We start from the raw sequence: 19,758 nt of genomic DNA, 5'->3' as shown, positions 1-19,758 counted from the left end.
ATGGCGAACGACCTGCTGTATCAGATCAAAATCACCGCCGAAGACAAGGCATCCACCGTGATCAATGACGCGGCCGGGCGCGCACGTGATGCGTCCGGCCGGTTTGTGAAAATGGGGGAAGACAGCACCGCGGCGGCCCGCAGCGCCACGGCGGCCCAGACGGAACATGGACTGGCGCTGACCGCTCTGGCTGGCAAGGTGGCCGGGGTGGCTGTGGCCTATGTTGCGTTCCAGACAGCCGTCAATCTGGTGTGGGAGCTGGTGACGGCGGCCAAGGAACTGGGCACCGCGGCTGTGGACACGGCCGGGAAATATGAGCAGTTGCGCAATGCCCTGGATACCGTAACCGGTGGGCATGGGGACACTTGGTTCGAGCAGCTCAATGCCTGGGCCAAGGTCATGCCGGGGAACACGGCTGAGGCCGTGGATGCATTCAAAAAGCTCCGGTCGATGGGCGTGCAGCCCACCATCAAGGACATGACCACGCTGAAGGATACCGTGGTGGCCGTGGGCGGGGGTGATGAGGCATTCTCCGGCATTGTGACCGCGTTGGGTCAAATGCAGGCCAAGGGCAAGGCGTCGGCCGAAGAATTGATGCAGCTCGCCGAACGCGGCGTGCCGGCATATGCCATCCTGCGGGAGGAGCTCAAGCTCACGGGCGCTCAGGTGGCGGACATCGGCAATCAGGCCATCCCCGTGGAAAAGGTCATGGAGGCCCTCATGGCAGGGCTGCAGAAGCGCTTCGGCGGCGCAGCCGCAGGCATGGCCGACACCTGGGAGGGCATGACGCAGACCCTGGAAAGCGAGTGGGAAGACTTCCTGCGGCTGGTGGGCGATGCCGGGGTCATGGACTATGCGAAGGCGCAGATCAAGGCGCTGTTGGCCGAAGTACAGCGGATGGCCGAGACTGGCGACCTGGAGCGCTGGGCTCGCAAGACGTCAGAGGCCCTGGTGAACCTGGGCACCATTGTGACCGGCGTGGTCAAGGTGCTGGGCACCCTGGCGCGAGGGGTGGTTGAGCTGGGCAGCAATGCCGGACCATGGCTGCGGGTGCTGGAGGTGCTGGCGTCCCTGCCGCTTTCGCCGTTGTCCGGGTTCGCGGGTGAAATATCGCGACTGCGCGTCGAATATGAGGCGGCATACGCCGCCAGCCAAACATTTGCAGATGCGACCACTGCGGTTGCCGGCGTGTTCCGCGAGGCCACGGCGGCGATTGTGGAGCACTACGACGCCCTGGCCGCGGCCGCGAAAAAAAGCAGCCAGGACGAAGTTGCCCAGGTGGCGGCCGTGCTGGCGGTGCGACGGCAGCAGCGAGATGTGGTGATCGCCCTGGCCGAAGAAGAGGCCGCTGCCCGTCAGGCGGCGTTGGACAAGGCTGGTTTGGCCGAACAAAAACATGCCGCCGAGGCAAAGGCCATTGAGGAGTCACTGTCTCAGGCCAGGCTGGGGGCCTTGCAGGCCTATGCCGCGTCTGCGCAGCAGATATACGATCAGGTTATTGCCCATGGCCGCAAGCTCCAGGAAGAGCTCACCAGCTTGCAGGCTGCGCAGAAGGAATTTGCAAAGACCGCTGCTGACTTGATCCTTGAAACAGCGCTCAACACCATGAATCCCACCCAAAAGGTGGCGGCGTTGAAGCGTGAAATCATGGCGGCCAATGCCGAATTGCGGACGTTGGTGGCAAAAGGAGACGCAGAATCCCTCAAGCAGGCCGAAGAACAGCTCAAGAAGCTGGCATCCTTGTACAAGCAGATGGAGTCGGCAGCGAGTCCGGCGCAGAAGCCGACCATCGCTCAGGAGGCGGCCCAGGATGTGCAACGCGGCGCAGAGCTCATTGGCAAAGCCTGGGACGCTGTGACGCAAAAGACCAAGGATGCCGCCACAGCAAACGAGGCGGCGGCAAAGCAGATCGGCGATGCCGTGGGTGATGCAACCGATGAAGTCAATAACGCCAAGCCCCAGATCGAGGTGGTGCACAATGCCGAGGTGGTGAAGGCCGAAATCCTCGCCGTCTTGAACGGGCTCTCAACCACTGGAACGCACACCGTGCTCTTTCAGGACGCAAGCGGCAAGCCGTATGCCCCGGCATCGCCTCTGCTGCAGGAAGGACAGCTGGTTATCAAGGCGGTGACCGAGGCGGCCCAGGCGCGCGTGGATGCGCTGGCCGCGCCGCAAACCAAGGAAGTGGCTGTCGCGGTGGTGAACACGGCGGAGGCAGCCTCAGCGTTTGAAGGCCTGACTGCGGCAGCAGAGAAGGCCATCACGGTGCACCCCATCGGGGATGCCGCCGTGGCCTTGTTTGAAGCACTGATTGCGCCAGCGGAAAAACCCGTGACACTGGTGGCGGATGCCACAGTGGCTCAGGAAACGCTGGAGGCCGTGATGGCACCGGCGGAAAAGTCCATCGTGCTGCATGCCGAGGCTGATGCGGCGCAGGACGTCATTGCCAATGCCCTGGCCCCCGAGGAAAAATCCGTGACGCTGGAGGCCGAGGCCGCTGCGTTCAAGGCCTTGCTCCGGGAACTCTTGAAGCCGGAAACGAAAATCATCACCATCGAAGAGCGCCGCAAGGGAGGCGGCAACTCTTCTGGAGACGCCGGGGGCGAAGGTGAGGCCCCCGGGTACGCCACAGGCGTGATTCTGCCAGGGTATGGCGGCGGGGATATCATCCCGGCCCGTCTGGAGCCGGGCGAAGCGGTGACGGATAAGGAAACCGTGCGGTTCTTTGGCGCGCAACTGTTCCGGGATCTGAAGCGGGCACGCACCGGGGAAATTTCCCTGTCGGAGCTGGCGGCCCGCATCCAGCACGCGGCAGTGGACCTCCGGATTCCGGTGCGGCAGATCACCGAACCCTTGCGCTACAGCGCTGGCGGGCTGGCCCCCGCGCCTGCGGGAGGCTTGTCCGGCGGCCATTGGGGCACCTTGACGTTGGAAGTGGGCGGCCGGGAATTTCAGGTGGTCTCGGAACGCGCCGTGGCTGCGGACCTCGCCGAACAGTTGACCAGAGCCCGTTTGGCCGGAGTTTCCCGTGCGCCTCGCTGACGTGGATCTGGAAGATGTGGCCATTCTGGATGCATGGCACGTGCCCATGGACGCCAAAATGGAACGCACACTGTCCGGGGCCTTGCTGGTCTGGACCGCTCCGACGCAAGGGATCCCCATGGATCTGGTAGGCGGAGCCGAATACGGCTGGTTGCCGCGCGCGAGTCTGGATCGGCTGCGGGAGTTGGCCAGCCAGGCCGGCGCCGTCTATCCATTGGAGCTCAATGATGGGCGCGCCCTGCAGGTACTGTTCCGTGTCTGGGAGCAGCCGTGCATAGACGGCCGAGCCGTCTATCCCGATGCGGATCCCGCCCCGGATGATCCCATTGCAGACATCATCATCAAGGTGGTGGCGCTGTGACGCTGGTGCTGCTCTGGGGATCCCAGTCGGACCTGCAAGGGCAACTCCCTTTTCCCGTCAGCGTGGGCGTCACGCGGCGGCAGCTCCTGTTCGCAGGGATGGGCAAGCGCAGACGGCTGGCGGTGTGCTCTGCATTGAGCGCCGGTCGCCGCGGCCGCCTGTGCATTTCCGGCAGCACTGCGGCCGGCTGCCGCGGCATGCTGCCCCTGGGTGTTGAACTGGCACGCGTGGATGCCCGACGCGGCCACCAGGCGCTGCTGGACGCCGTGCTGCCCGTGCTTGTCCCGTCGGTTGGCATGCCGGCGGTTCTCCTGGACGGGCAGGACATCAGCACGGCCGTGTCTGATATCTCCATCAGCCTGGATCAGGACGCGCTGCATGATCAGGTCGATCTGACCATCCTGGCCCCGGCGCATTTTGGGACGGCCGATCCGGCGCGCCTGCCGGGCACGCTCCGGCTGCAGGTACAATTCCGGGGTGGTCCGGCCCATGCGTTTCTGGTGGAGCGTCGGGAGCTGGCCGTGGACCGCTGTTCGGTATGGGGTCGCGGAGCCTCCGCGTTGCTGTCGGAGCCGTTTGCGGCCGCAGTGGCCATGGGGCCGTATGCGACCGCGCCGACGGCACGCGCCGTTGCCGCCGAACTGGTCGGAGATGTGACCGGAGGCGGGCTGGTCTGGGCGCTGGAAGACTGGGTATTGCCGGCCTCCTACACCTATGCCGGCGATGCCATGGAGGGCCTGCAGACCCTGGCTGCGGCCGCAGGCGGTGTGGTGCAGGCGTTGCCTGCCGGTGGAATGCGCGTGCGGCCACGGTGGCCGGGCGGCCTGGCGGTGATACGGGATGACGCCACTCCAGCCGCAGCGCGCCTGGATGAAGACTGTGTCCTCTCGTGCTCGGTCGCTCACGAGGCCGGAACGCCTGTGGATCGGGTGGAGCTCTCCGGCACGACCTCTGAAGCGGTCATGCCATCCCTGGAGGTGGAAGGATCGCCTGCCGCGGGAGAGGATATGGTGGTGCGCGCCTACGGTCAGTCAGGTCTGGATGTGTGGGATGTCTGGACCTCATCTGGACGAGTGACGCCGTTGGGTACTTCCCGCGAGACGGTGACGGAACGGATCGCATTTTCGGCCGGTGCAGGGCAGGCCTCCCGCGTCGTGGCGGGGGAGCTCGCCTGGCAGTGGATTGGTGCGGATGCCGGGGACATCAGCGTTGCGACCGGCGCGACGGATCTGACCTTGGCCGACGTCAGCCGGCACGGTGTGGCGGACATCACATATGATACCGTAATTACACGGTGGCTTGTACGTGGCTGTTCTGAAAAGACGGTACTCTTCGTGGTGCAAGGCACGGCCCCGGATGGCGTGCATGTGGTTGTGCAATCTGCCGCCCTGGCCGCCCGGGACCGCGCGGCCGACCCCATTGAAGACCCCCTGGTGACATCCGAGCGGATTGCGTTGCTGCTCGGGCAGGCGTGGTTGCTTGAGTATGCCTTTGACCGGCGGATCATCACGGTGACCATCCCGTGGCGTCCGTTGGCGCCGGGGGATGTGGTCGGGCTGCAGTTGCCGTCACTGCGGGTGCATGGTCGGGCGTGGGTGCGGGCCGTGAGGCATCACGCCGAACATGGCGGCCGCGTGGTGACCGAAATAGACGCGGTGCAACCTATCATTGTGGGAGGATGAGCAATGGACATCCAGACGCCGATCCAGGCGACCATCAACCGGCTGTGCCCGGCTGCGGAACCCGATCTGGTCAAGGCATTTGACCACGCCGGGGATGTTCTGCCCGGGCACGGCATCGGCACCCGACTGCGGCTGCAGCATTTCCTGGCCCAGGTCTTTCACGAGACCGGGCAATTGCGGCGAGCCGAAGAGAGCTTGAACTACACCACGGCGGCCCGGCTGATGGTTGTCTGGCCGTCACGGTTCAAACGGCCGGCAGACGCCATGCCGTTTGTAAGCAATCCGCAGGCGCTGGCCAATGCCGTGTACGGCGGCCGCATGGGCAACACCCAGCCCGGGGATGGTTGGGCATATCGTGGCCGGGGCCTGCTGCAGCTCACTGGGCGGGAGATGTACGCCCGCGTCGGCCGGGCTGCAGGGCTGGACCTGGAAACTTCGCCGGAGCTGGCCTGCGCCCCGGAGACGGCCCTGCTGGTGGCGGCCACCGTATGGGCGCTGAAACAGTGCAATGCGTCGGCAGATCAGGATGATGTGGCCGGGGTGACGCGCCGCATCAATGGCGGGTCCAACGGGTTGCAGGATCGTACACGGCTGCTGAAGCGCATCAGGACAGGCCAGGAGTGGCGGGCATGAGTCTGTTGACATCCATTCTCCCGGCCTGGGGTCGCTGGCTTGCACTGGGAATTGTGTGCATCGCGGTCTTTGCCGGCGGGTGGCAAGCACGTCTGGCGTGGGACGCGCCGATCATTGCAGAATTGGAATTGAAAACGCAGCAGGCCCTGGAGCGAGAGGCGGGCTATAAACTGGAGCAGGCAGGTAGGCAAATTGCCGACGCCGCGGTGCAGGCGCGCCTGGATGCATGCCTCAATCAGGCTGGCAAGCAACCGACCATCCTGGCAAGGGTGCTGGCCACTCGCAAACCCGTTGCCAGCTTATCTAACGCAACAGCCGCCGTACACGATCAGCAGGACGCCTATGACCACGCGGCCATCATCCGGCTGTGGAATGATGCCATCGACGGCAATTGGTGATGACAGGAGGTCTGCACGATGACATGCGCCAGGCTGTTGATGTTGGGGTTGATACTGGCAGGCTTTTCGGCGTGCTCGGCCAAACAGCCCGCCATCCGCGTCGAAGTGCTCGACCCCTACACCGGGTGCGGGACGCCGGTTCGCCCGGAATTTCCACGCATGACCATGGCCGTCGATCCGGAATACGCCGGGGTGGAGCTGCGGGCTCCGCAAAACGTGGAGGCCCTGATCCTCGGCTGGCCCGTGGCCATGTCCTACATCCAGAGCATGGAACAGACGCTGGAATGCTACGCCGCGCAGATCGCGGCCCGGGAACAGCTCCAGCCGGAACATGCCGGAACAGTCGGAACAGTCGGAACAGTCGGAACGGCCGGAACAAGCCGGACAGGAAGGAAACCATGACCACTGATGCACTGGAAACCACAGATACCTTGGCCTTGCTCATGGGCCGCATGCAGGGCGTGTGGCGCGATGGGGTGCATGTGATCCGGTTTGAGGCCGGCATGGGCAGATGGTGGGGTTTTGTGAATGGCCACGCCTTTGCCAAGCCCATCGAATCCCTGGAGCTGGCTGGAGACTCCGCAATTCGCTTTCTGTCCGGGGCCAAGCGCGTGGAGGCGCGCCTGGAGGGTGGCCACCTGGTGCTTGCCGCCGGGGGGGTGGAGTATCGGTATGAGAAAGCGCCCCTCACAGGAGAAGCAGGCATGCGCCAAGTTGGTGAGGCATGATTCGGCAAGAACTGGATCGGCTGTATGCCCGCGCCGGAACCGGGGGCAAGAACCGCGCGGCAGAGAACGCGCTATGCGAACAGCTCATTGCCGCGTTGCGGTTGATCGAGCTGTATGAAGGGGCTCCAGAATCCATGCATCTGGAAACGGACATGCTGCGGGGAACCCTTGAGGGCTTGCTGCCCTCCTCAGAAGAAGCAACGGCACCATGCATTGCAGGCGGTGATATCTGGACGCAGGCGTTCAAACGAGGCTTCGCAATGATCATGGAAGAACAGCGGGGGCGGTCGGAACCTCCCGCAAAGGGCAAGACAACATAGGTGAACGGAGGCGCAGGCGGGGTGTTCGAGCACCCCACCGGCCCGGTGGGTGAACACCGGACCACGGCCGAAACCGCTGCGCCATGAGGCCCCTTCGGGAACCGGGGCAAAGCATGGGTAGCAGGCGGACGGCAGACAGTAAAGAGGCGATATGCGATCTCCCTTGGCATGGATAGGTGGCAAACGGCTACTGGCGCGACGCGTTCTGAAGGCACTTCCCGAACATCGCACCTACGTGGAGCCCTTTTGCGGAGCAGGCTGGGTATTCTTTTCCAAAGAGCCCAGCAAGGTGGAGGTATTGAACGACATCAACGGCGACCTGGTGGCATTTTGGCGGGTAGTGCAACGGCACCTGGAAGAATTCCTGAAGCAGTTCAAGTTTCTGTTGGTCGGCAGGGAGACATTTGCCGACTTTAAGCAACAATTGGAGGCCGGTGGCTTGACGGACGTGGAAAGGGCGGCGCGCTTCTATTACCTGCAGCGATGCGCCTTTGGGGGCAAGGTGACGGGGCGTACCTTTGGCGTGAGTGCTTCGGAGCCCCCTCGCATAAACTTGCTACGCATGGAAGAAGAGTTGTCCGCCGTGCACCTGCGTCTGGCCAAGGTCACTATTGAGCATCTTTCCTGGGAAGAGTGCTTAAGACGGTATGACCGTCCCGAGACCTGCTTTTACATTGATCCGCCCTATGTAGGCAGTGAGTCCGACTATGGTGCCGGGCTCTTTTCCAGGGCGGACCATGCCCGATTGGCAGCAGTGCTGCGTACGATCCAAGGGAGGTTCATTTTAAGTTACAACGCAGTTCAGGAGATAATTACATTGTATGATGGCTTTACTGTACGTCATGTGGACACGCAATACTCTGTGAATGCGAAAAACAGCAAAAAAGCCGCAGAAGTACTCATCTGCAATGGCACTCCCGCCGGGCTGTTGGAGGGAGCGATATGAGTGATCATCGTCGGCCAGCCAGTTCATGGATGCTCAGGAAGCAGGGCAAAAGGGCTGTGAAAGTCGAATGCTTCAATGCCCAGGACTTCGATGACGCGGCGGATGGGGCCTTGCCTGGCCTGTTTCGATTGCGTATCGACGGGGTCTGGTACCGCGCCCAGGGAGAACAGTATACATTCTTATCGCCTGAGGGCGTGTGGCGGGTATTGGAGAGGCATGCTTTTGAGGAGCAGGCCGAGCTCCACCGGCCCCCGCCCCTGGTCAAAGGCGACCATGTCCGAGCGTGGCTGGGAGAACGGGATGGGGTGCCCGTGAATGAACGATGCGTCCTTGCCTCGAACCCAATGCAGGACGAACATGGACGGTGGCACGTGCTCGTGTTCACCTACCGACTAGGTCGGGTTTTGTTGCCAGTGCAACAGGTGTCCAGACTGGAGGATACGGCCAAGTCCAAATGCAAGCATTGTGCCTAGCAATAATAATGCCAAACGTAGAGAATACCAGGAAAGCTAATTTATAAAAATAGCCGCGAACTTTATAAAAACGCGTCCGAAGGGGTAGCGTCCTGGGTCTTGCCAAACGCGATGCGGACACAGCGCAGGCCCACGGCGGGAATCCGCCCTGGGGCAAGAAAAAAGGGTCCCGGTAATTAACCGAAACCCTTAGGAAATTTGGTGGAGCTGGAGGGAATCGAACCCACGACCTCTTGAATGCCATTCAAGCGCTCTCCCAACTGAGCTACAGCCCCGTGCAGGTGGCGAGAGATAGCCAAGAGTGGGGGTGGTTGTCAAGCACAAGGTGTCATTTTTTTTTGATGCCGGCGGCAGGATGTGCAAAACGCCTTTCCCGCACGGTGTGGACCGGCAGGAAAGGCGTTCTTGGCGTGTGGGAAGGGGCGGGGCTATTACACGCTGCAGGAGCCGCCCGAGCAGCTGCCCGAACTGCAGCCGCCGCCGCCGAGCTGCAGGCTGGATTCCACGGAAAAGCCCATGTAAGAGACGTCGATCCGCAGGGGCTTCGCCTGGTTGAAAAGTTCGCGTTCCATGATGATGGAGTAGTCGCCTTGCGTAAACACTTCGTCCTTGTCGTTTGGCTCATCCAGAGCCAATGCCAGCCGCGGGCCGGCTCAACCGCCAGGAGCGAGGTACACGCGGATGGCGCTTTTGGGCTTGTCCGCGAAGTACGCGTCCAATTCCCGGATGGCATTGTCCGTCAATGTAACCATGATGCCTCCAAAAGAGTGTGAGTTGTATTGGCATCTAAGGCTGCGGGGGAGCAATGTCAACGAAATGCCGACACATAGAAAATCTCTCTGCACCCCATAGGAAAACATGCCCGGGCGGCACCAGATAAACAGTGGAGCATTGCCTTTTCCCCGGAAATGGTGTTCTCTATCATTTTAGAATGGGAAATGTTTTTCCAAAATCATTACACGGGACGCCCATGGCCATGCCTGTCTGTCACGATCTGATGCACGCCCGGGATATTGCCGCCGCCCTTGAGCGCATGGCGACCGAGGCCATTGCCTGCCACGACAATTGCCGCGACCTCGCCATCATCGGCATCCAGCGCCGTGGCGCCGACCTCGCCGAACGCCTCAAGCGGCTTCTGGATGCCCGGCTGGGCGCTTCCGTGCCCCTGGGCAAGCTGGATATCAATCTCTACCGCGATGATTGGACCCGGCTGGACGTGCGGCCGTCCATCAGCCATACGGATATTCCCTTTGATATCGACGGGCGCGCCATCCTGCTGGTGGATGATGTGCTGTACACCGGGCGCACCGTGCGGGCAGGGATGGAAGCCATCCTGGATTTTGGCCGGCCGCGCAGAATCGAGCTGCTGGCGCTGGTGGATCGTGGCCACCGCGAACTGCCCATCCAGCCGGACTATCTCGGGTTGGCAGTCCAGACCACGCGCAGCCAGCATGTGGATGTGCTGCTGCAGGAGCGCGACGGCGAAGAGCGGGTGCGCCTTTCAGGGGCGTAGCTGCATGGTCGCGTCACAACGCAAGAACGCTTGACGCGGCCCTGCAATCAGTAGCAGCCGCAGGCTTTGGCTGCCGCCTCGCTGACGGTGGGGGCGGAGTTGCTGCCGTCTTGCTTGCCGGCAACGGTGCAGGTGTAACTGTTGGTTTGCGAAAAGGCGTTGCAGCAGACCTGCTGGCCCGTGTTGCGGCAAAAACCGCACACCTGGTTGCCTTCCCCGATGAATCTGGAATTGTCGATGTAGCATCCGCGCTTGAACAGGCGCTGATCGTCCCGGTATTCCCTGTACGCAAAGGCAGTGCTGCAGAGGCACAGGCTCAGCAGGAGAACGGCGCTGCAGAAGGTCAGGATTTTCATGACAAGCTCCTTGTTGACTGCCTGCATCCCTGCAATAGAGAAGATGTAGAGCTGTTCTAGGAAAGACAATCATTCTTGACGGTTATTCTTACATGCATCACGGTGATGCTGTCAAGGCAGGAGAGTCGCATTGACAATGCTGCGGCAATAGTCGTAGCTTCTGGCCGTTTCACGCCTTTGGGTGCCGTTGGCTTGATAGGGAATCCCGTGCAACCCGGGAGCGGACCCGCCGCCGTAAGCCCTTGATGCGTCTGCCTCTTTCATGTGCCACTGGGAGCGATCCTGGGAAGGCCGGGGCAGGTGGGGCGAGCCGGAAGACCTGCCTGAAGGTGTGCTGTTTCTCGCGCGGGCAACGGGGCTATTGCCTGCCGCGATCTGTCCGGCCTGCAGCAGCACGTGCATTGCCATGGCGGCGTGCATGGGGTTGTCTGTTGCATTTCTGCCGTCGGACATTCTTGTTCCCGCCCCGGATGCCATGGTGTTCAGCGCGTATGCGATGTTGGCGATGTTGCGGTTGTCCGCCAGTTCCGTTGCAGTCTGCCGGCCGGTGATTCCTCGTGCATAAGGGATTCTGGATTGTCCTCGTGGCCTGCGCCGTGTGTTCGGTGCTGGTTTCCTGCGTGCTCGGTCCCTGGGATATCGGCCTGCACGAGGTGGTGCGCGCCGTGGGCGGGGCGCTGGGCCTGATGGATGCCACGACGTTGCCAGACGCCGTGCGCGCGGTGGTGGTGGATCTGCGTCTGGCCCGGGCCGTGCTGGCCCTGGGCGTGGGGGCGGCCCTGGCCATGGCCGGCGTCACCTTCCAGGCTGTGCTGCAGAATCCCCTGGCCGACCCGTTCACGCTCGGCGTCTCTGCCGGTGCGGCGCTGGGGGCCACGCTGGTCCTCGGGCTGGGCGTGCGCCTGGGCGATGTGGCCGCCCTGGCCGGCATGGATTCCGCCCTGGCGACACTTTCCTTGACGGCGCTGCCCGTGGCGGCGCTTTTGGGCGGGCTCGCCACCCTGGCGGCCGTGCTGCTGCTGGGCCGACGCGCCGGCGGGCTTTCCCGGGAAACCCTGGTCCTGGCCGGGGTGGTGGTGTCCAGCGTGCTGGCGGCCTGCATCACCCTGGTCAAAGCCGTGCATGAGGAAGCGGTGGGGGCCATGGTGTTTTGGATCATGGGCAGCCTGCAGGGCCGTGGCTGGGGGCATGTGGCGTTGTTTCTGCCTTTTTTTACGGTGGGATGTCTGGTGATGGTCCGCTACGCCCGGGAGCTGGATCTGTTGGCCCTGGGAGAGGAGCAGGCTCTGCTGCTGGGGGTGGATGCCCCGCGGGTCCGGCTGGTGTTGCTGGTCGGGGCCACCATGGTCACGGCGGCGGCGGTGGCCGTTTCCGGCATCATCGGCTTTGTGGGGCTGGTGGCGCCGCATGCCTTCCGTCTCTGGCTCAAGCCGCGTTCGCGCGCCCTGCTGGCCGCCTCGGCCCTGGGTGGCGGCGTGCTGCTGGTCTGGTCGGATGTCCTGGCCCGCACGCTGCTGGCCACGGAAACCGGCGGCATGGAACTGCCCGTGGGCGTGGTGACGGCCTTGCTGGGCGGTCCGTTTTTCTGCGTCCTGCTGGGGCGCGGCCAGACGAGGAGGGCGGCATGATCCGCTGCGAGGGGCTTGCCTGCAGCCATCCCGGGGCGCAGGGCCGGCCCGTCTTGCAGGGGGTGGAACTGCACCTGCGCCGGGGCGAACTGGTGGCCGTGCTGGGACCCAACGGCAGCGGCAAGTCCACCCTGCTCAAGGCCATGGCCGGACTGCTGCCACCCCTGGCCGGAAGCATGCTGCTGGGCGGTGCGCCGGTGCATCGGCTGCCCCCGGCAGTGCGGGCCCGGCGGGTGGCCTGCCTGCCGCAGCAGCTGGAGGCTCCGGCGGGGTGCACGGTGCGGGATCTCGTCCTCATGGGCCGCCATCCCTATGCGTCTTTCTGGTCCGGACTGACCCGCGCCGACCGCGAAGCCGCCGTGGACGCCATGCTGCAGGCGGATGTCCTGCATCTGGCGGATCGCGACGCCGCACGCCTCTCCGGCGGCGAACTGCAGCGGGCCTGCATCGCCCGCACCCTGTGCCAGCAGACGCCCGTCCTGCTGCTGGATGAACCCACCGCCAACCTGGATCTTGCCCACAAGGCCGCGCTGCTTCAGGTGCTGCAACGGCGCCATGCCGCCGGCACCACCGTGGTGTGCGTGCTGCACGATATCAACCTGGCGGCCCTGTACTTTCATCGTCTGCTGTTCCTCAAGCAGGGTCGGCTGGTTCTGGATGGACCACCGCAGCAGGTGATGCGCCAAACCGCCCTGGAATTCATTTATGAAACACCTCTCGTGGTCATGGAGCATCCGCTCCTGGGCCTGCCTCAAGTGGCTCTTGCTCCTGGCGATGTGCCTGCCGCCGCGCGCACTGTGGGCCCTGGAAGCTGGCGTCACTGACGATCGCGGCAAGACAATCCGTCTGGAACGCCCGGCCCGGCGCATCGTCTGTCTGCATGGCGGGCTCTCGGATGTGCTCCTGGTCCTGGACAAGGCGGACGCCATCGCCGGCCGGACCACTGCCGACGACGACACCCCGGCCCTGGCCCATGTGCCGGCCGTGGGCACGCATCTCAGGCCCAATCTGGAACTGATCCTCTCCCTTGCGCCGGATCTGGTGCTGCAGCATGCCGGCCGGGAGGAGGCTGGCGAGCCGCTCAATGCCCTGGAGTCCTTGAATATCCCCACCGCTGCCTTCGCAATGGATGACTTCCCCGCCCTGTTTGCCGCCATGGAGCGCGTGGCCGTGCTGGTGGATGCGGGGCAGACCGGCGCGCAACGCATCCAGGATCTCAAGGATCGACTGGAGGCCGTGCGGCGGCAGGTGCAGGACCGGGAGCGGCTGACGGTGCTGGTGGAGATCCGCTATCCCAATCTGTTGGTGGCCGGCCGGGGGTCCCTGGCCAGTCATATTGTGGAGGCGGCCGGCGGCCGGCAGCTGGTGATGGAAGATGCCCGGCACGTCCGCCTGAGCGAAGAAACCCTGTTGCGGCTGAATCCGCAGGCCTGCCTCATGCAGCGCGGGCCCATGAACCCCAATCCGGAGCCGTATGTGAATCGTCCGCATTATCAGCATCTTGATTGTGTCAAACACAACCGCACCCTGGTGGTGGAGGGGCGGAAGTTCGCCCGCACCGGTCCGGCTGCGGTAGACGCCGTGGAAGAGCTGGCCGCCTGGCTGCACGGAGGCGCGCAATGACCGCCACTGCCTCGTCCGTGTCCTGGGGCGTGCTGCACGGGCTGGGGGTGGGCCCCGGCGATCCCGAACTGCTGACCCTCAAGGCCGTGCGGCTGCTGGGTCAGGTGGATGCCGTGTTTGCCGCGGCCTCCAGCAGGAACGACTTTTCCCACGCCCTGGAGATTGCCCGGCCGCACCTGAAGCCCGACACGCCGGTGACGCGTCTGCCATTCCCCATGACGGCAGACGCCGCCGCCCTGGCCGCCGCCTGGGAGGCCAACGCCCATACCGTGGCCGAGGTGCTGGCTGCCGGCAAGGACGCCGCATTCCTCACCCTGGGCGATCCGCTGCTGTTCTCCACCTTTGGCTATCTGGCGCGCACCCTGGCGGCCCTGTACCCCCAGGCCCGGCTGGCGGCCACGCCGGGCATCACGTCCTTCCAACTGGCGGCGGCCACGGCCGTCACGCCCCTGGCCGAGGCCGGAGAAGCCCTGCTGGTGCTGCCCGGTGTGGCCGGCGGAGAGGCCCTCAGGCACGCCATGGCGGCCTCGCCCAACGTGGCCGTGCTCAAGGCGTACAAGAATTACAAGGAACTGAAACAGGTGGTCACAGAGGCCGGCTGCGGCGAAACCTCTGCCGCCTTCACCCGGCTGGGCCTGGAAGGCGAGCAGTGGAGCCGGGATCTGGACAGCCTGGGCGATTCCCCGCATTATCTGACCCTCATGCTCGTCAAGCGCAAGGGGTAGGGGAGTCGCACAAGGCATGGCCGTTCGCGTCAGCATCGTCGTCCCGGTGTTCAACCACTGGGCCTGCACCCGGGACTGTCTGCAGTCCCTGGCGATGCATCTGCGCGGGGACTGGTTCGAGGTGCTGGCGGTGGACGACGGCTCCACGGACCAGACCCCGGCCGAGTTGCCCGGCCTGGGCGCGGCCTTGTTCGGCGAGGCGTTCACGCTGCTCAGCCAGCCGCACAACCGTGGCTTTGCGGCGGCCGTGAACCGTGGCAGCCGGGCCGCCCGCGGCAACTGGCTTCTGCTTCTCAACAACGACACCGTGTGGACCCACGATTGCCTGTCCCCCTGCCTGGCCGCCCTGGACGCCGATCCTGCCCTGGCCGGCGTCGGCCCCACGCTGCTATACCCCGAGGGCGGCCGGCTGCAGCACCTGGGCGTGGCCGTGGCGCATTCCATCAAGTGCGTGCATCCGTATCATCTGTACCCGTCGGGGCACGAGGTCGCCGGCAGGTCCCGGCGGCTGCAGTGCATCACCGCGGCGGCCATGGTGGTCTCCCGGCGGCTGTTTCTGGATCTGGACGGATTTTTCGAAGGCTATGTCAACGGCATGGAGGACGTGGACTTCTGCGCCCGGGTGGCGGCGTCCGGCAGGCATTTCACCGTGCTGCCTCAGGCGCGGCTGATCCATGCCGAGCATCAGAGCGCCGGCCGCTTTGCCCGGGAGCGCGAGAACAGCCGGCTGCTGCTGGACCGGTGCGGGGATCTGCTGCGGCCGGACCTGCATCGGCTGGCAGGCGAAGACGGCTATGCACTGCGCTTCACGCCGTGGCTGGATCCCGTCCTGCATCCCGGACCGGAGCGGGAGCGGACCGTGACCGCCGCCTGGAAGGCCGATCCCCGCCCCGGGCGGGTGGAGGCCTTGCTGGAGATGGAACCGGCCTGGGAAAAAGGCTATGTCATTCTGGCCGGCTGGCTGGAGCGGCGCGGGGAGCCGGCTGCCGCCCTGGCCGTGCGGACCCGGCAGGGGGCGTTTTTGCCTTCCCTGGCGGTGCTGGAAGAAACGCAGCGGCTGGCCCGAATCTGCGGCGATGCCGGCCGGCTGCAGGCCGCGCGCACCCGGCTGGCGGCCGTGCGTCAGGTCCTGGCCGATGCGGCCGGGCTCCGGGCCGTGGCCGTGGCCGAACATGCCCGGGCGCACGCCGCGGGCGACACGCTTTTGCTGGAGGTCTGGGACAGATGGATGACGCAATTCACCGCGAGATGATGGCCCCGTTCTGGCGCAGTCTGCCGCCGGCCCTGGCGCGCCGGTTGCTGATCAATGCCACAGGGCAGGCGCATCTGCTGGCCTGCGCCTCCCTGGCCATGCAGATGGCCGAGGCCAATCAGCCAAATCTGACGGGCCTGACGGGATTGGCGGCGGAATTGCTGGTCGCGGCCTGGATGGCCGATCCCCTCCACGGTCCCACGGCCCGCCACGTGGCGGCGCTGCCGCCGGTGTTCATCCATCCGGAACTGGCCAAGGCCGCCAAAATCATCGCCGCAACCTTCCGTCCGCCGGATCGCACCGCCCGCCTGGAGGCCCTGGAAGCCGCCGGGGACTGGGACGCCATGCGAATCATGGTGGAACGGGAACTGTCGCTCGCTCCGGGCAACTGCTTCTGGCGCTGGCACGGCTGGCATCACGGACTGGCCCGCATCGGCGGAGTGGATGGCGACACGGGACAGGCGCTGGCCTGGGAGATTCTGGAAGGGCTCAAGGCCTTTCCGCCCCTGGCGCCCGTGGGCAAGTGGCTGGAGGCGCAGTTTGAGCTATGTACCGGCCGGACTAGTGCGGCAGTGGGGCTGCTGGAGCGGCATGCCGACGTGCTCGGTCCCTGGCACCTGGAGCGCCTGGCCCGGGCCAGGGTGGCGGAAGGCAACCAGACCGCCGCCATCCAGGCGTTGCTGACCCTCCTGCGGCAGCAGCCCTGGCGGATCAATGCCCTGCTGACGGTGCGGGATCTGCAGCACGGCCTGGCCGGAGCGGTGTCCATCCCGCAATCATCCACCGCAATCTGCCTGTATTCCTTCAACAAGGCCGAGGAGCTGCAGGCCACCCTGGCCAGCCTAGCCGCCAGCGAGCGGGGCGGGGCCATCATCCGGATCCTGGACAACGGCTCCACCGACGCCACGCCCGAGGTCTGCGCGGCCTGGCAGGCTCGTCTGGGCGAGGCCTGTACCGTGATCCGCCTGCCGGTAAATGTGGGCGCAGCGCCGGCCCGTAACTGGCTGCTGGCCCTGCCCGAGGTGCAGGCGTGCGAATTTGTGGCCTTTCTGGATGATGATGTGGAGCTGCCTGCGGAGTGGCTGGGCCGGCTGCATGCCGGGCTGGCCGCCTTCCCAACGGCCGGCGTGGCCGGGGCCCGGGTGCTGGAGGACGCAAGCCCCGGTCTGGTGCAGCAGGTGGAGCAGTTCTTCCAGGAAGACGCCGCCTTCGCCATGGCGGACGTGCACCGCCACGCCCTGGATCTGGGGCAGTTCACCTATTGCCGGCCGTGCCTCAGCGTCACCGGCTGCTGCCACCTGTTCCGCCGCGCGGCCTTGGCGGCGGTGCCGGCCTTCGATATCCGCTACAGTCCGACTCAGTACGATGATGTGGACCATGATTTCGCCCTGACGAAGGCCGGCTTCCCGGCCCTGTATCAGGGGCATCTGGCCATCCGCCACAAGAAGCGCTCCGGCCGGGGCCTGCTGGCCAGCGCGGCGGAATCCGCCAATGCCGCGGCCAACTTCCACAAGCTGGCCGGCAAGTGGTCCGGCAACAAGGCGGCGCTGCAGCAGCAGGCCCTGGCGTGGTCTGCCGCGCTGGTTGGTCTTGCGGTGGCGGATCAGAGCGCTTTTTCGTAGATGCGCCACGTCTGGCCCATGGGGGCCTTGTATGCCCGCATGGCCCGGATCATGGGGATGTTCGTCTCCACGATGAGGGAGCAGTCCCACCATTCCAGGCTCGGCGTGTCCAGAAGCTGCAGGTAGGTGGCGGCGATGAAGGCATGATGCAGGCTCTGGCCCTGGTATTCCTCCTTCACGCCCATGATGATGGTCCGCACATTCTTCACCGGCGAGAACCAGGCGGCCTTGATGAGCTTGAACAGGCCCATGAGGTTCAGGCGGCCGTTCGCGTCCTTGATGGCATAGTTGATGTCCGGGATGGTGATGATGAAGGCGGCCAGACGGTCCTGCTCGTCATAAAAGGCGCGCATGAAGCGGGTGCGCAGCATGGGCCGCAGCTCGGTCAGCACGGCCTTGAACTGCTTGGGCGTAAACGGCACATGGCCCCAGTTCCGTTTCCAGGTTTCGTTGAAGATCAGCCGCACTTCCTCCACGCGCTTGAGCACCTCGGCGGGGGAGGGCTTGCGGAAGGTGAGATTGGTCTTTTCCAGCGCCTCGTTGAGCCGGCGTTGGGCCACCTCGCGCATCTCCTCCGTGGGCAGGCCGCGAAAGCCTTTCCAGTCGATGGACTTGGCCAGCCCCGTTCCTTCGAGCAGGGCGGGATAGTAGGGCGGGTTGAAGACCTGCATCACCGCCGGGGGCAGCTCGTAGCGGTCGATGAGGACGCCCACTTCATCATAGATACCGAAGCCCAGCGGGCCGAGGAGCCGGGTCTTGCCGCGCGCCTTGACCCAGGCCGCAGCCGTGTCGATGAGGGCGGCGGCGGCTTCGGCGTCGTCCTGGCAGACGAAGAATCCGAAAAAGCCGGTATCTGGCCCATGGAAGGCGTCGTAATTGCGGTTCACGTGGGCACTGAGCCGGCCCACAGGCGTATCGCCACGCCAGGCCAGAAAGTATTGTGCTTCCCCGAACTCGAAGAACGGCCCTTTTTTGGGGTTGAGGAAGTCCTTTTGCTGGAGGCGCAGCATGGTGGGGACCCAGTTGGGCTCATGGCCGTGGAGCTTCCAGGGCAGATCCAGGAACGTGGTGAAGTCGGGCGTGCCGAACTCCACGGGAGTGATGCGCAGGGAGTGGTTCATACGTGGTCAAACGGGGGTGGATGTGGATGCCGAATGCGGGCGAATCCTCTTATCATACGTCCCGGCCGGATGGATGACAAGGCCGTTGTGATCCACCAGATGCCTTGACCGGACGCCGGGAGCGCGTCACAACGTGGCCACCCCTTGCACTGCGTCCCGGGAGAATCGCCATGCCTCGACCGCTGTATTTCGATTGCAACGCCACCACCGCCGTGCATCCCCGCGTGCTGGCGGCCATGCTGCCGTTTTTTGCCGATCGTCCCGGCAACCCCGGCTGCGCCCACGAGGTGGGCCTGGACGCCAGGCAGGCCATGGAGTGCGCCCGCGCCCAGGTGGCGGCCCTGCTCGGCATGGAGCAGGCGGCGGGCGTGGTCTTCACGGGCGGCGCCACCGAGGCCAACCATCTGGCGGTGCTGGGCACCTTCATGCGCGAGTGCCAGACCGGGCCGGGCTGGCTGGCCGTGAGCGCCGTGGAGCATCCGGCGGTGCTGGGGCCGGCGCGCGTGCTGGAGCGTCGCGGCGTGCAGGTGGTCGCGCTTCCTGTGGACGCTCGCGGCGTGGTGGAGCGTGCCGCCCTGGAAGAGGCCTTGCACCGCAGCCGGGACGCCGAGGGGCCGAAGCTCGTGTCCGTCATGTTGGCCAACAATGAAACCGGCGTGCTGCAGCCCGTGGCGGAAATCGCCGCCCTGGCCCACGCCCACGGCGCGTTGCTGCATACCGACGCCGCCCAGGCCGTGGGGAAAATCCCTGTGAACCTGCCGGCCCTGGGGGCGGATTATCTGACCATCGCCGGGCACAAGATGTATGCGCCCAAGGGCGTGGGGGCGCTGGTGTGCGCCTCTGCGGCGGCCCGGGAACGGCTCTCGCCCCTGGTGTTCGGCGGCGGCCAGGAAGGGGGCCTGCGGTCCGGGACGGAGAATATCCCCCTCATCGTGGCCCTGGGCGAGGCCTGCGCCCTGGCCGCGGCGGATCTGCCGGCCGAGGCCGAGCGTCAGGCGGCGTTGGCCGGCATCCTGCTGGACGCCCTGACCGCGGCGGGGGTGGCATTTGTGGTCCATGGACAGGAAGCCCCACGGCTGCCGCAGACGCTCTCCCTGGGCCTCACCGGCCGGCGGGCAGGGGATGTGCTCTCGGGACTGGTGATGGAGGACGTGGCCGTCTCCGGCGGGGCTGCCTGCCATGGCGGCACGGCGAGCATGTCCGGCGTGTTGCAGGCCATGGGCGTGGACCCGAGGCACGGCCTGGGCACTGTGCGCATCTCCTGGGGCCGCTTCACCACAGTGGCAGACATGCAGGAACTCGCCGCCCGGCTGGTGCGGGTGTAGGGCCTCGCCG

General features: G+C 65.3%; 20 protein-coding genes, 1 tRNA gene and 1 riboswitch. Of the genes, 17 read left to right on the top strand and 4 right to left on the bottom strand.

The window, feature by feature from the left end; genetic code table 11:
• The 9 genes from DGI_RS10920 to DGI_RS10880 all read left to right on the top strand — a co-directional run bounded on the left by DGI_RS10920 (position 1) and on the right by DGI_RS10880 (position 8,110).
• Complete coding sequence (locus DGI_RS10920; protein ID WP_021761091.1) at positions 1-3,042, top strand: tape measure protein; 3,042 nt, start codon at positions 1-3, stop codon at positions 3,040-3,042.
• Entirely contained in the window at positions 3,029-3,403 is a 375-nt protein-coding gene (locus DGI_RS17290) for a hypothetical protein (protein WP_021761089.1), read from the top strand. The genes DGI_RS10920 and DGI_RS17290 overlap by 14 nt, the downstream gene beginning before the upstream one ends.
• Positions 3,400-5,085, top strand: a complete 1,686-nt coding sequence (locus DGI_RS10910; RefSeq protein ID WP_027193450.1) for a hypothetical protein — start codon at positions 3,400-3,402, stop codon at positions 5,083-5,085. Before DGI_RS17290 ends, DGI_RS10910 begins: the two co-directional genes overlap by 4 nt.
• A 3-nt stretch (positions 5,086-5,088) precedes the next feature.
• The gene (locus DGI_RS10905) at positions 5,089-5,718 is read left to right on the top strand and encodes a glycoside hydrolase family 19 protein (RefSeq protein WP_021761085.1); all 630 of its coding nucleotides are present in this window, start codon (positions 5,089-5,091) and stop codon (positions 5,716-5,718) included.
• Complete coding sequence (locus DGI_RS10900) at positions 5,715-6,116, top strand: hypothetical protein (RefSeq protein ID WP_021761083.1); 402 nt, start codon at positions 5,715-5,717, stop codon at positions 6,114-6,116. The genes DGI_RS10905 and DGI_RS10900 overlap by 4 nt, the downstream gene beginning before the upstream one ends.
• An 18-nt stretch (positions 6,117-6,134) precedes the next feature.
• Positions 6,135-6,518, top strand: coding sequence for a hypothetical protein (locus DGI_RS10895; RefSeq protein WP_021761081.1), 384 nt, complete (start codon positions 6,135-6,137; stop codon positions 6,516-6,518).
• A complete protein-coding gene (locus tag DGI_RS10890) occupies positions 6,515-6,844 on the top strand; it encodes a hypothetical protein (RefSeq protein WP_021761079.1) in 330 nt (109 codons plus the stop codon). The genes DGI_RS10895 and DGI_RS10890 overlap by 4 nt, the downstream gene beginning before the upstream one ends.
• Positions 6,841-7,164: a hypothetical protein gene (locus tag DGI_RS10885; protein WP_021761077.1), complete on the top strand. Its 324-nt coding sequence runs from the start codon at positions 6,841-6,843 to the stop codon at positions 7,162-7,164. Before DGI_RS10890 ends, DGI_RS10885 begins: the two co-directional genes overlap by 4 nt.
• A gap of 151 nt (positions 7,165-7,315) precedes the next feature.
• Positions 7,316-8,110 (top strand): DNA adenine methylase, encoded by a 795-nt coding sequence (locus DGI_RS10880; RefSeq protein WP_021761075.1) that lies wholly within the window; start codon positions 7,316-7,318, stop codon positions 8,108-8,110.
• A gap of 672 nt (positions 8,111-8,782) precedes the next feature.
• Here the strand turns inward: DGI_RS10880 and DGI_RS10870 are convergent.
• Both DGI_RS10870 and DGI_RS10865 read right to left on the bottom strand, forming a co-directional pair.
• Positions 8,783-8,858, bottom strand: a tRNA-Ala gene (locus DGI_RS10870).
• Between the two features lie 156 nt (positions 8,859-9,014).
• Positions 9,015-9,335, bottom strand: coding sequence for an IscA/HesB family protein (locus DGI_RS10865; protein ID WP_021761071.1), 321 nt, complete (start codon positions 9,333-9,335; stop codon positions 9,015-9,017).
• A 224-nt stretch (positions 9,336-9,559) separates the two neighbouring features.
• Here DGI_RS10865 and pyrR point away from each other — a divergent pair, with 224 nt between their 5' ends.
• Entirely contained in the window at positions 9,560-10,096 is a 537-nt protein-coding gene (pyrR, locus tag DGI_RS10860; RefSeq protein ID WP_021761070.1) for a bifunctional pyr operon transcriptional regulator/uracil phosphoribosyltransferase PyrR, read from the top strand.
• Between the two features lie 47 nt (positions 10,097-10,143).
• Here pyrR and DGI_RS10855 read toward each other — a convergent pair whose 3' ends face one another.
• Positions 10,144-10,452 (bottom strand): hypothetical protein, encoded by a 309-nt coding sequence (locus tag DGI_RS10855; protein ID WP_021761069.1) that lies wholly within the window; start codon positions 10,450-10,452, stop codon positions 10,144-10,146.
• Positions 10,453-10,614: 162 nt separating this feature from the next.
• A riboswitch (cobalamin riboswitch) is annotated at positions 10,615-10,793 on the top strand.
• Between the two features lie 216 nt (positions 10,794-11,009).
• Between DGI_RS10855 and DGI_RS10850 the strand changes: the two genes are divergently transcribed.
• Genes DGI_RS10850 through DGI_RS10825 form a run of 6 tightly spaced genes read left to right on the top strand, consistent with a single transcriptional unit; the run spans position 11,010 to position 17,302 of the window.
• On the top strand, positions 11,010-12,080 hold the full coding sequence (locus DGI_RS10850; protein ID WP_021761067.1) for a FecCD family ABC transporter permease: 1,071 nt from the start codon (positions 11,010-11,012) through the stop codon (positions 12,078-12,080).
• Positions 12,077-12,904: an ABC transporter ATP-binding protein gene (locus tag DGI_RS10845; RefSeq protein WP_021761066.1), complete on the top strand. Its 828-nt coding sequence runs from the start codon at positions 12,077-12,079 to the stop codon at positions 12,902-12,904. Before DGI_RS10850 ends, DGI_RS10845 begins: the two co-directional genes overlap by 4 nt.
• On the top strand, positions 12,843-13,703 hold the full coding sequence (locus DGI_RS10840; RefSeq protein ID WP_235621132.1) for an ABC transporter substrate-binding protein: 861 nt from the start codon (positions 12,843-12,845) through the stop codon (positions 13,701-13,703). The genes DGI_RS10845 and DGI_RS10840 overlap by 62 nt, the downstream gene beginning before the upstream one ends.
• The gene (cobI, locus tag DGI_RS10835) at positions 13,700-14,428 is read left to right on the top strand and encodes a precorrin-2 C(20)-methyltransferase (protein WP_027193455.1); all 729 of its coding nucleotides are present in this window, start codon (positions 13,700-13,702) and stop codon (positions 14,426-14,428) included. The genes DGI_RS10840 and cobI overlap by 4 nt, the downstream gene beginning before the upstream one ends.
• Before the next feature lie 16 nt (positions 14,429-14,444).
• The gene (locus tag DGI_RS17285; RefSeq protein WP_021761063.1) at positions 14,445-15,680 is read left to right on the top strand and encodes a glycosyltransferase family 2 protein; all 1,236 of its coding nucleotides are present in this window, start codon (positions 14,445-14,447) and stop codon (positions 15,678-15,680) included.
• Positions 15,653-17,302, top strand: coding sequence for a glycosyltransferase family 2 protein (locus DGI_RS10825; RefSeq protein WP_144284172.1), 1,650 nt, complete (start codon positions 15,653-15,655; stop codon positions 17,300-17,302). Before DGI_RS17285 ends, DGI_RS10825 begins: the two co-directional genes overlap by 28 nt.
• Here DGI_RS10825 and DGI_RS10820 read toward each other — a convergent pair.
• On the bottom strand, positions 17,284-18,423 hold the full coding sequence (locus DGI_RS10820) for a hypothetical protein (RefSeq protein WP_021761061.1): 1,140 nt from the start codon (positions 18,421-18,423) through the stop codon (positions 17,284-17,286). The two genes, DGI_RS10825 and DGI_RS10820, sit on opposite strands and share 19 nt — an antisense overlap.
• 170 nt (positions 18,424-18,593) lie before the next feature.
• Here DGI_RS10820 and DGI_RS10815 point away from each other — a divergent pair, with 170 nt between their 5' ends.
• Positions 18,594-19,748 (top strand): cysteine desulfurase family protein, encoded by a 1,155-nt coding sequence (locus DGI_RS10815; RefSeq protein ID WP_021761060.1) that lies wholly within the window; start codon positions 18,594-18,596, stop codon positions 19,746-19,748.
• Positions 19,749-19,758 lie beyond the last annotated feature (10 nt).

This window comes from Megalodesulfovibrio gigas DSM 1382 = ATCC 19364 (assembly GCF_000468495.1).
GTDB classification, from domain to species: Bacteria; Desulfobacterota; Desulfovibrionia; order Desulfovibrionales; family Desulfovibrionaceae; genus Megalodesulfovibrio; species Megalodesulfovibrio gigas.
The sequence above is the reverse complement of the archived record's forward strand: the minus strand, read 5'-3'. Positions and strand labels throughout refer to the sequence as shown.

Excerpts from the sequence above, each read along its gene's own strand:
- DGI_RS10920 (WP_021761091.1), top strand. The coding sequence starts at position 1 with ATGGCGAACGACCTGCTGTATCAGATCAAAATCACCGCCGAAGACAAG.
- DGI_RS10905 (WP_021761085.1), top strand. The coding sequence starts at position 5,089 with ATGGACATCCAGACGCCGATCCAGGCGACCATCAACCGGCTGTGCCCG.
- DGI_RS10900 (WP_021761083.1), top strand. The coding sequence starts at position 5,715 with ATGAGTCTGTTGACATCCATTCTCCCGGCCTGGGGTCGCTGGCTTGCA.
- DGI_RS10895 (WP_021761081.1), top strand. The coding sequence starts at position 6,135 with ATGACATGCGCCAGGCTGTTGATGTTGGGGTTGATACTGGCAGGCTTT.
- DGI_RS10890 (WP_021761079.1), top strand. The coding sequence starts at position 6,515 with ATGACCACTGATGCACTGGAAACCACAGATACCTTGGCCTTGCTCATG.
- DGI_RS10885 (WP_021761077.1), top strand. The coding sequence starts at position 6,841 with ATGATTCGGCAAGAACTGGATCGGCTGTATGCCCGCGCCGGAACCGGG.
- DGI_RS10880 (WP_021761075.1), top strand. The coding sequence starts at position 7,316 with ATGCGATCTCCCTTGGCATGGATAGGTGGCAAACGGCTACTGGCGCGA.
- pyrR (WP_021761070.1), top strand. The coding sequence starts at position 9,560 with ATGCCTGTCTGTCACGATCTGATGCACGCCCGGGATATTGCCGCCGCC.
- DGI_RS10855 (WP_021761069.1), bottom strand. The coding sequence starts at position 10,452 with ATGAAAATCCTGACCTTCTGCAGCGCCGTTCTCCTGCTGAGCCTGTGC.
- DGI_RS10845 (WP_021761066.1), top strand. The coding sequence starts at position 12,077 with ATGATCCGCTGCGAGGGGCTTGCCTGCAGCCATCCCGGGGCGCAGGGC.
- cobI (WP_027193455.1), top strand. The coding sequence starts at position 13,700 with ATGACCGCCACTGCCTCGTCCGTGTCCTGGGGCGTGCTGCACGGGCTG.
- DGI_RS17285 (WP_021761063.1), top strand. The coding sequence starts at position 14,445 with ATGGCCGTTCGCGTCAGCATCGTCGTCCCGGTGTTCAACCACTGGGCC.
- DGI_RS10825 (WP_144284172.1), top strand. The coding sequence starts at position 15,653 with ATGGATGACGCAATTCACCGCGAGATGATGGCCCCGTTCTGGCGCAGT.
- DGI_RS10820 (WP_021761061.1), bottom strand. The coding sequence starts at position 18,423 with ATGAACCACTCCCTGCGCATCACTCCCGTGGAGTTCGGCACGCCCGAC.
- DGI_RS10815 (WP_021761060.1), top strand. The coding sequence starts at position 18,594 with ATGCCTCGACCGCTGTATTTCGATTGCAACGCCACCACCGCCGTGCAT.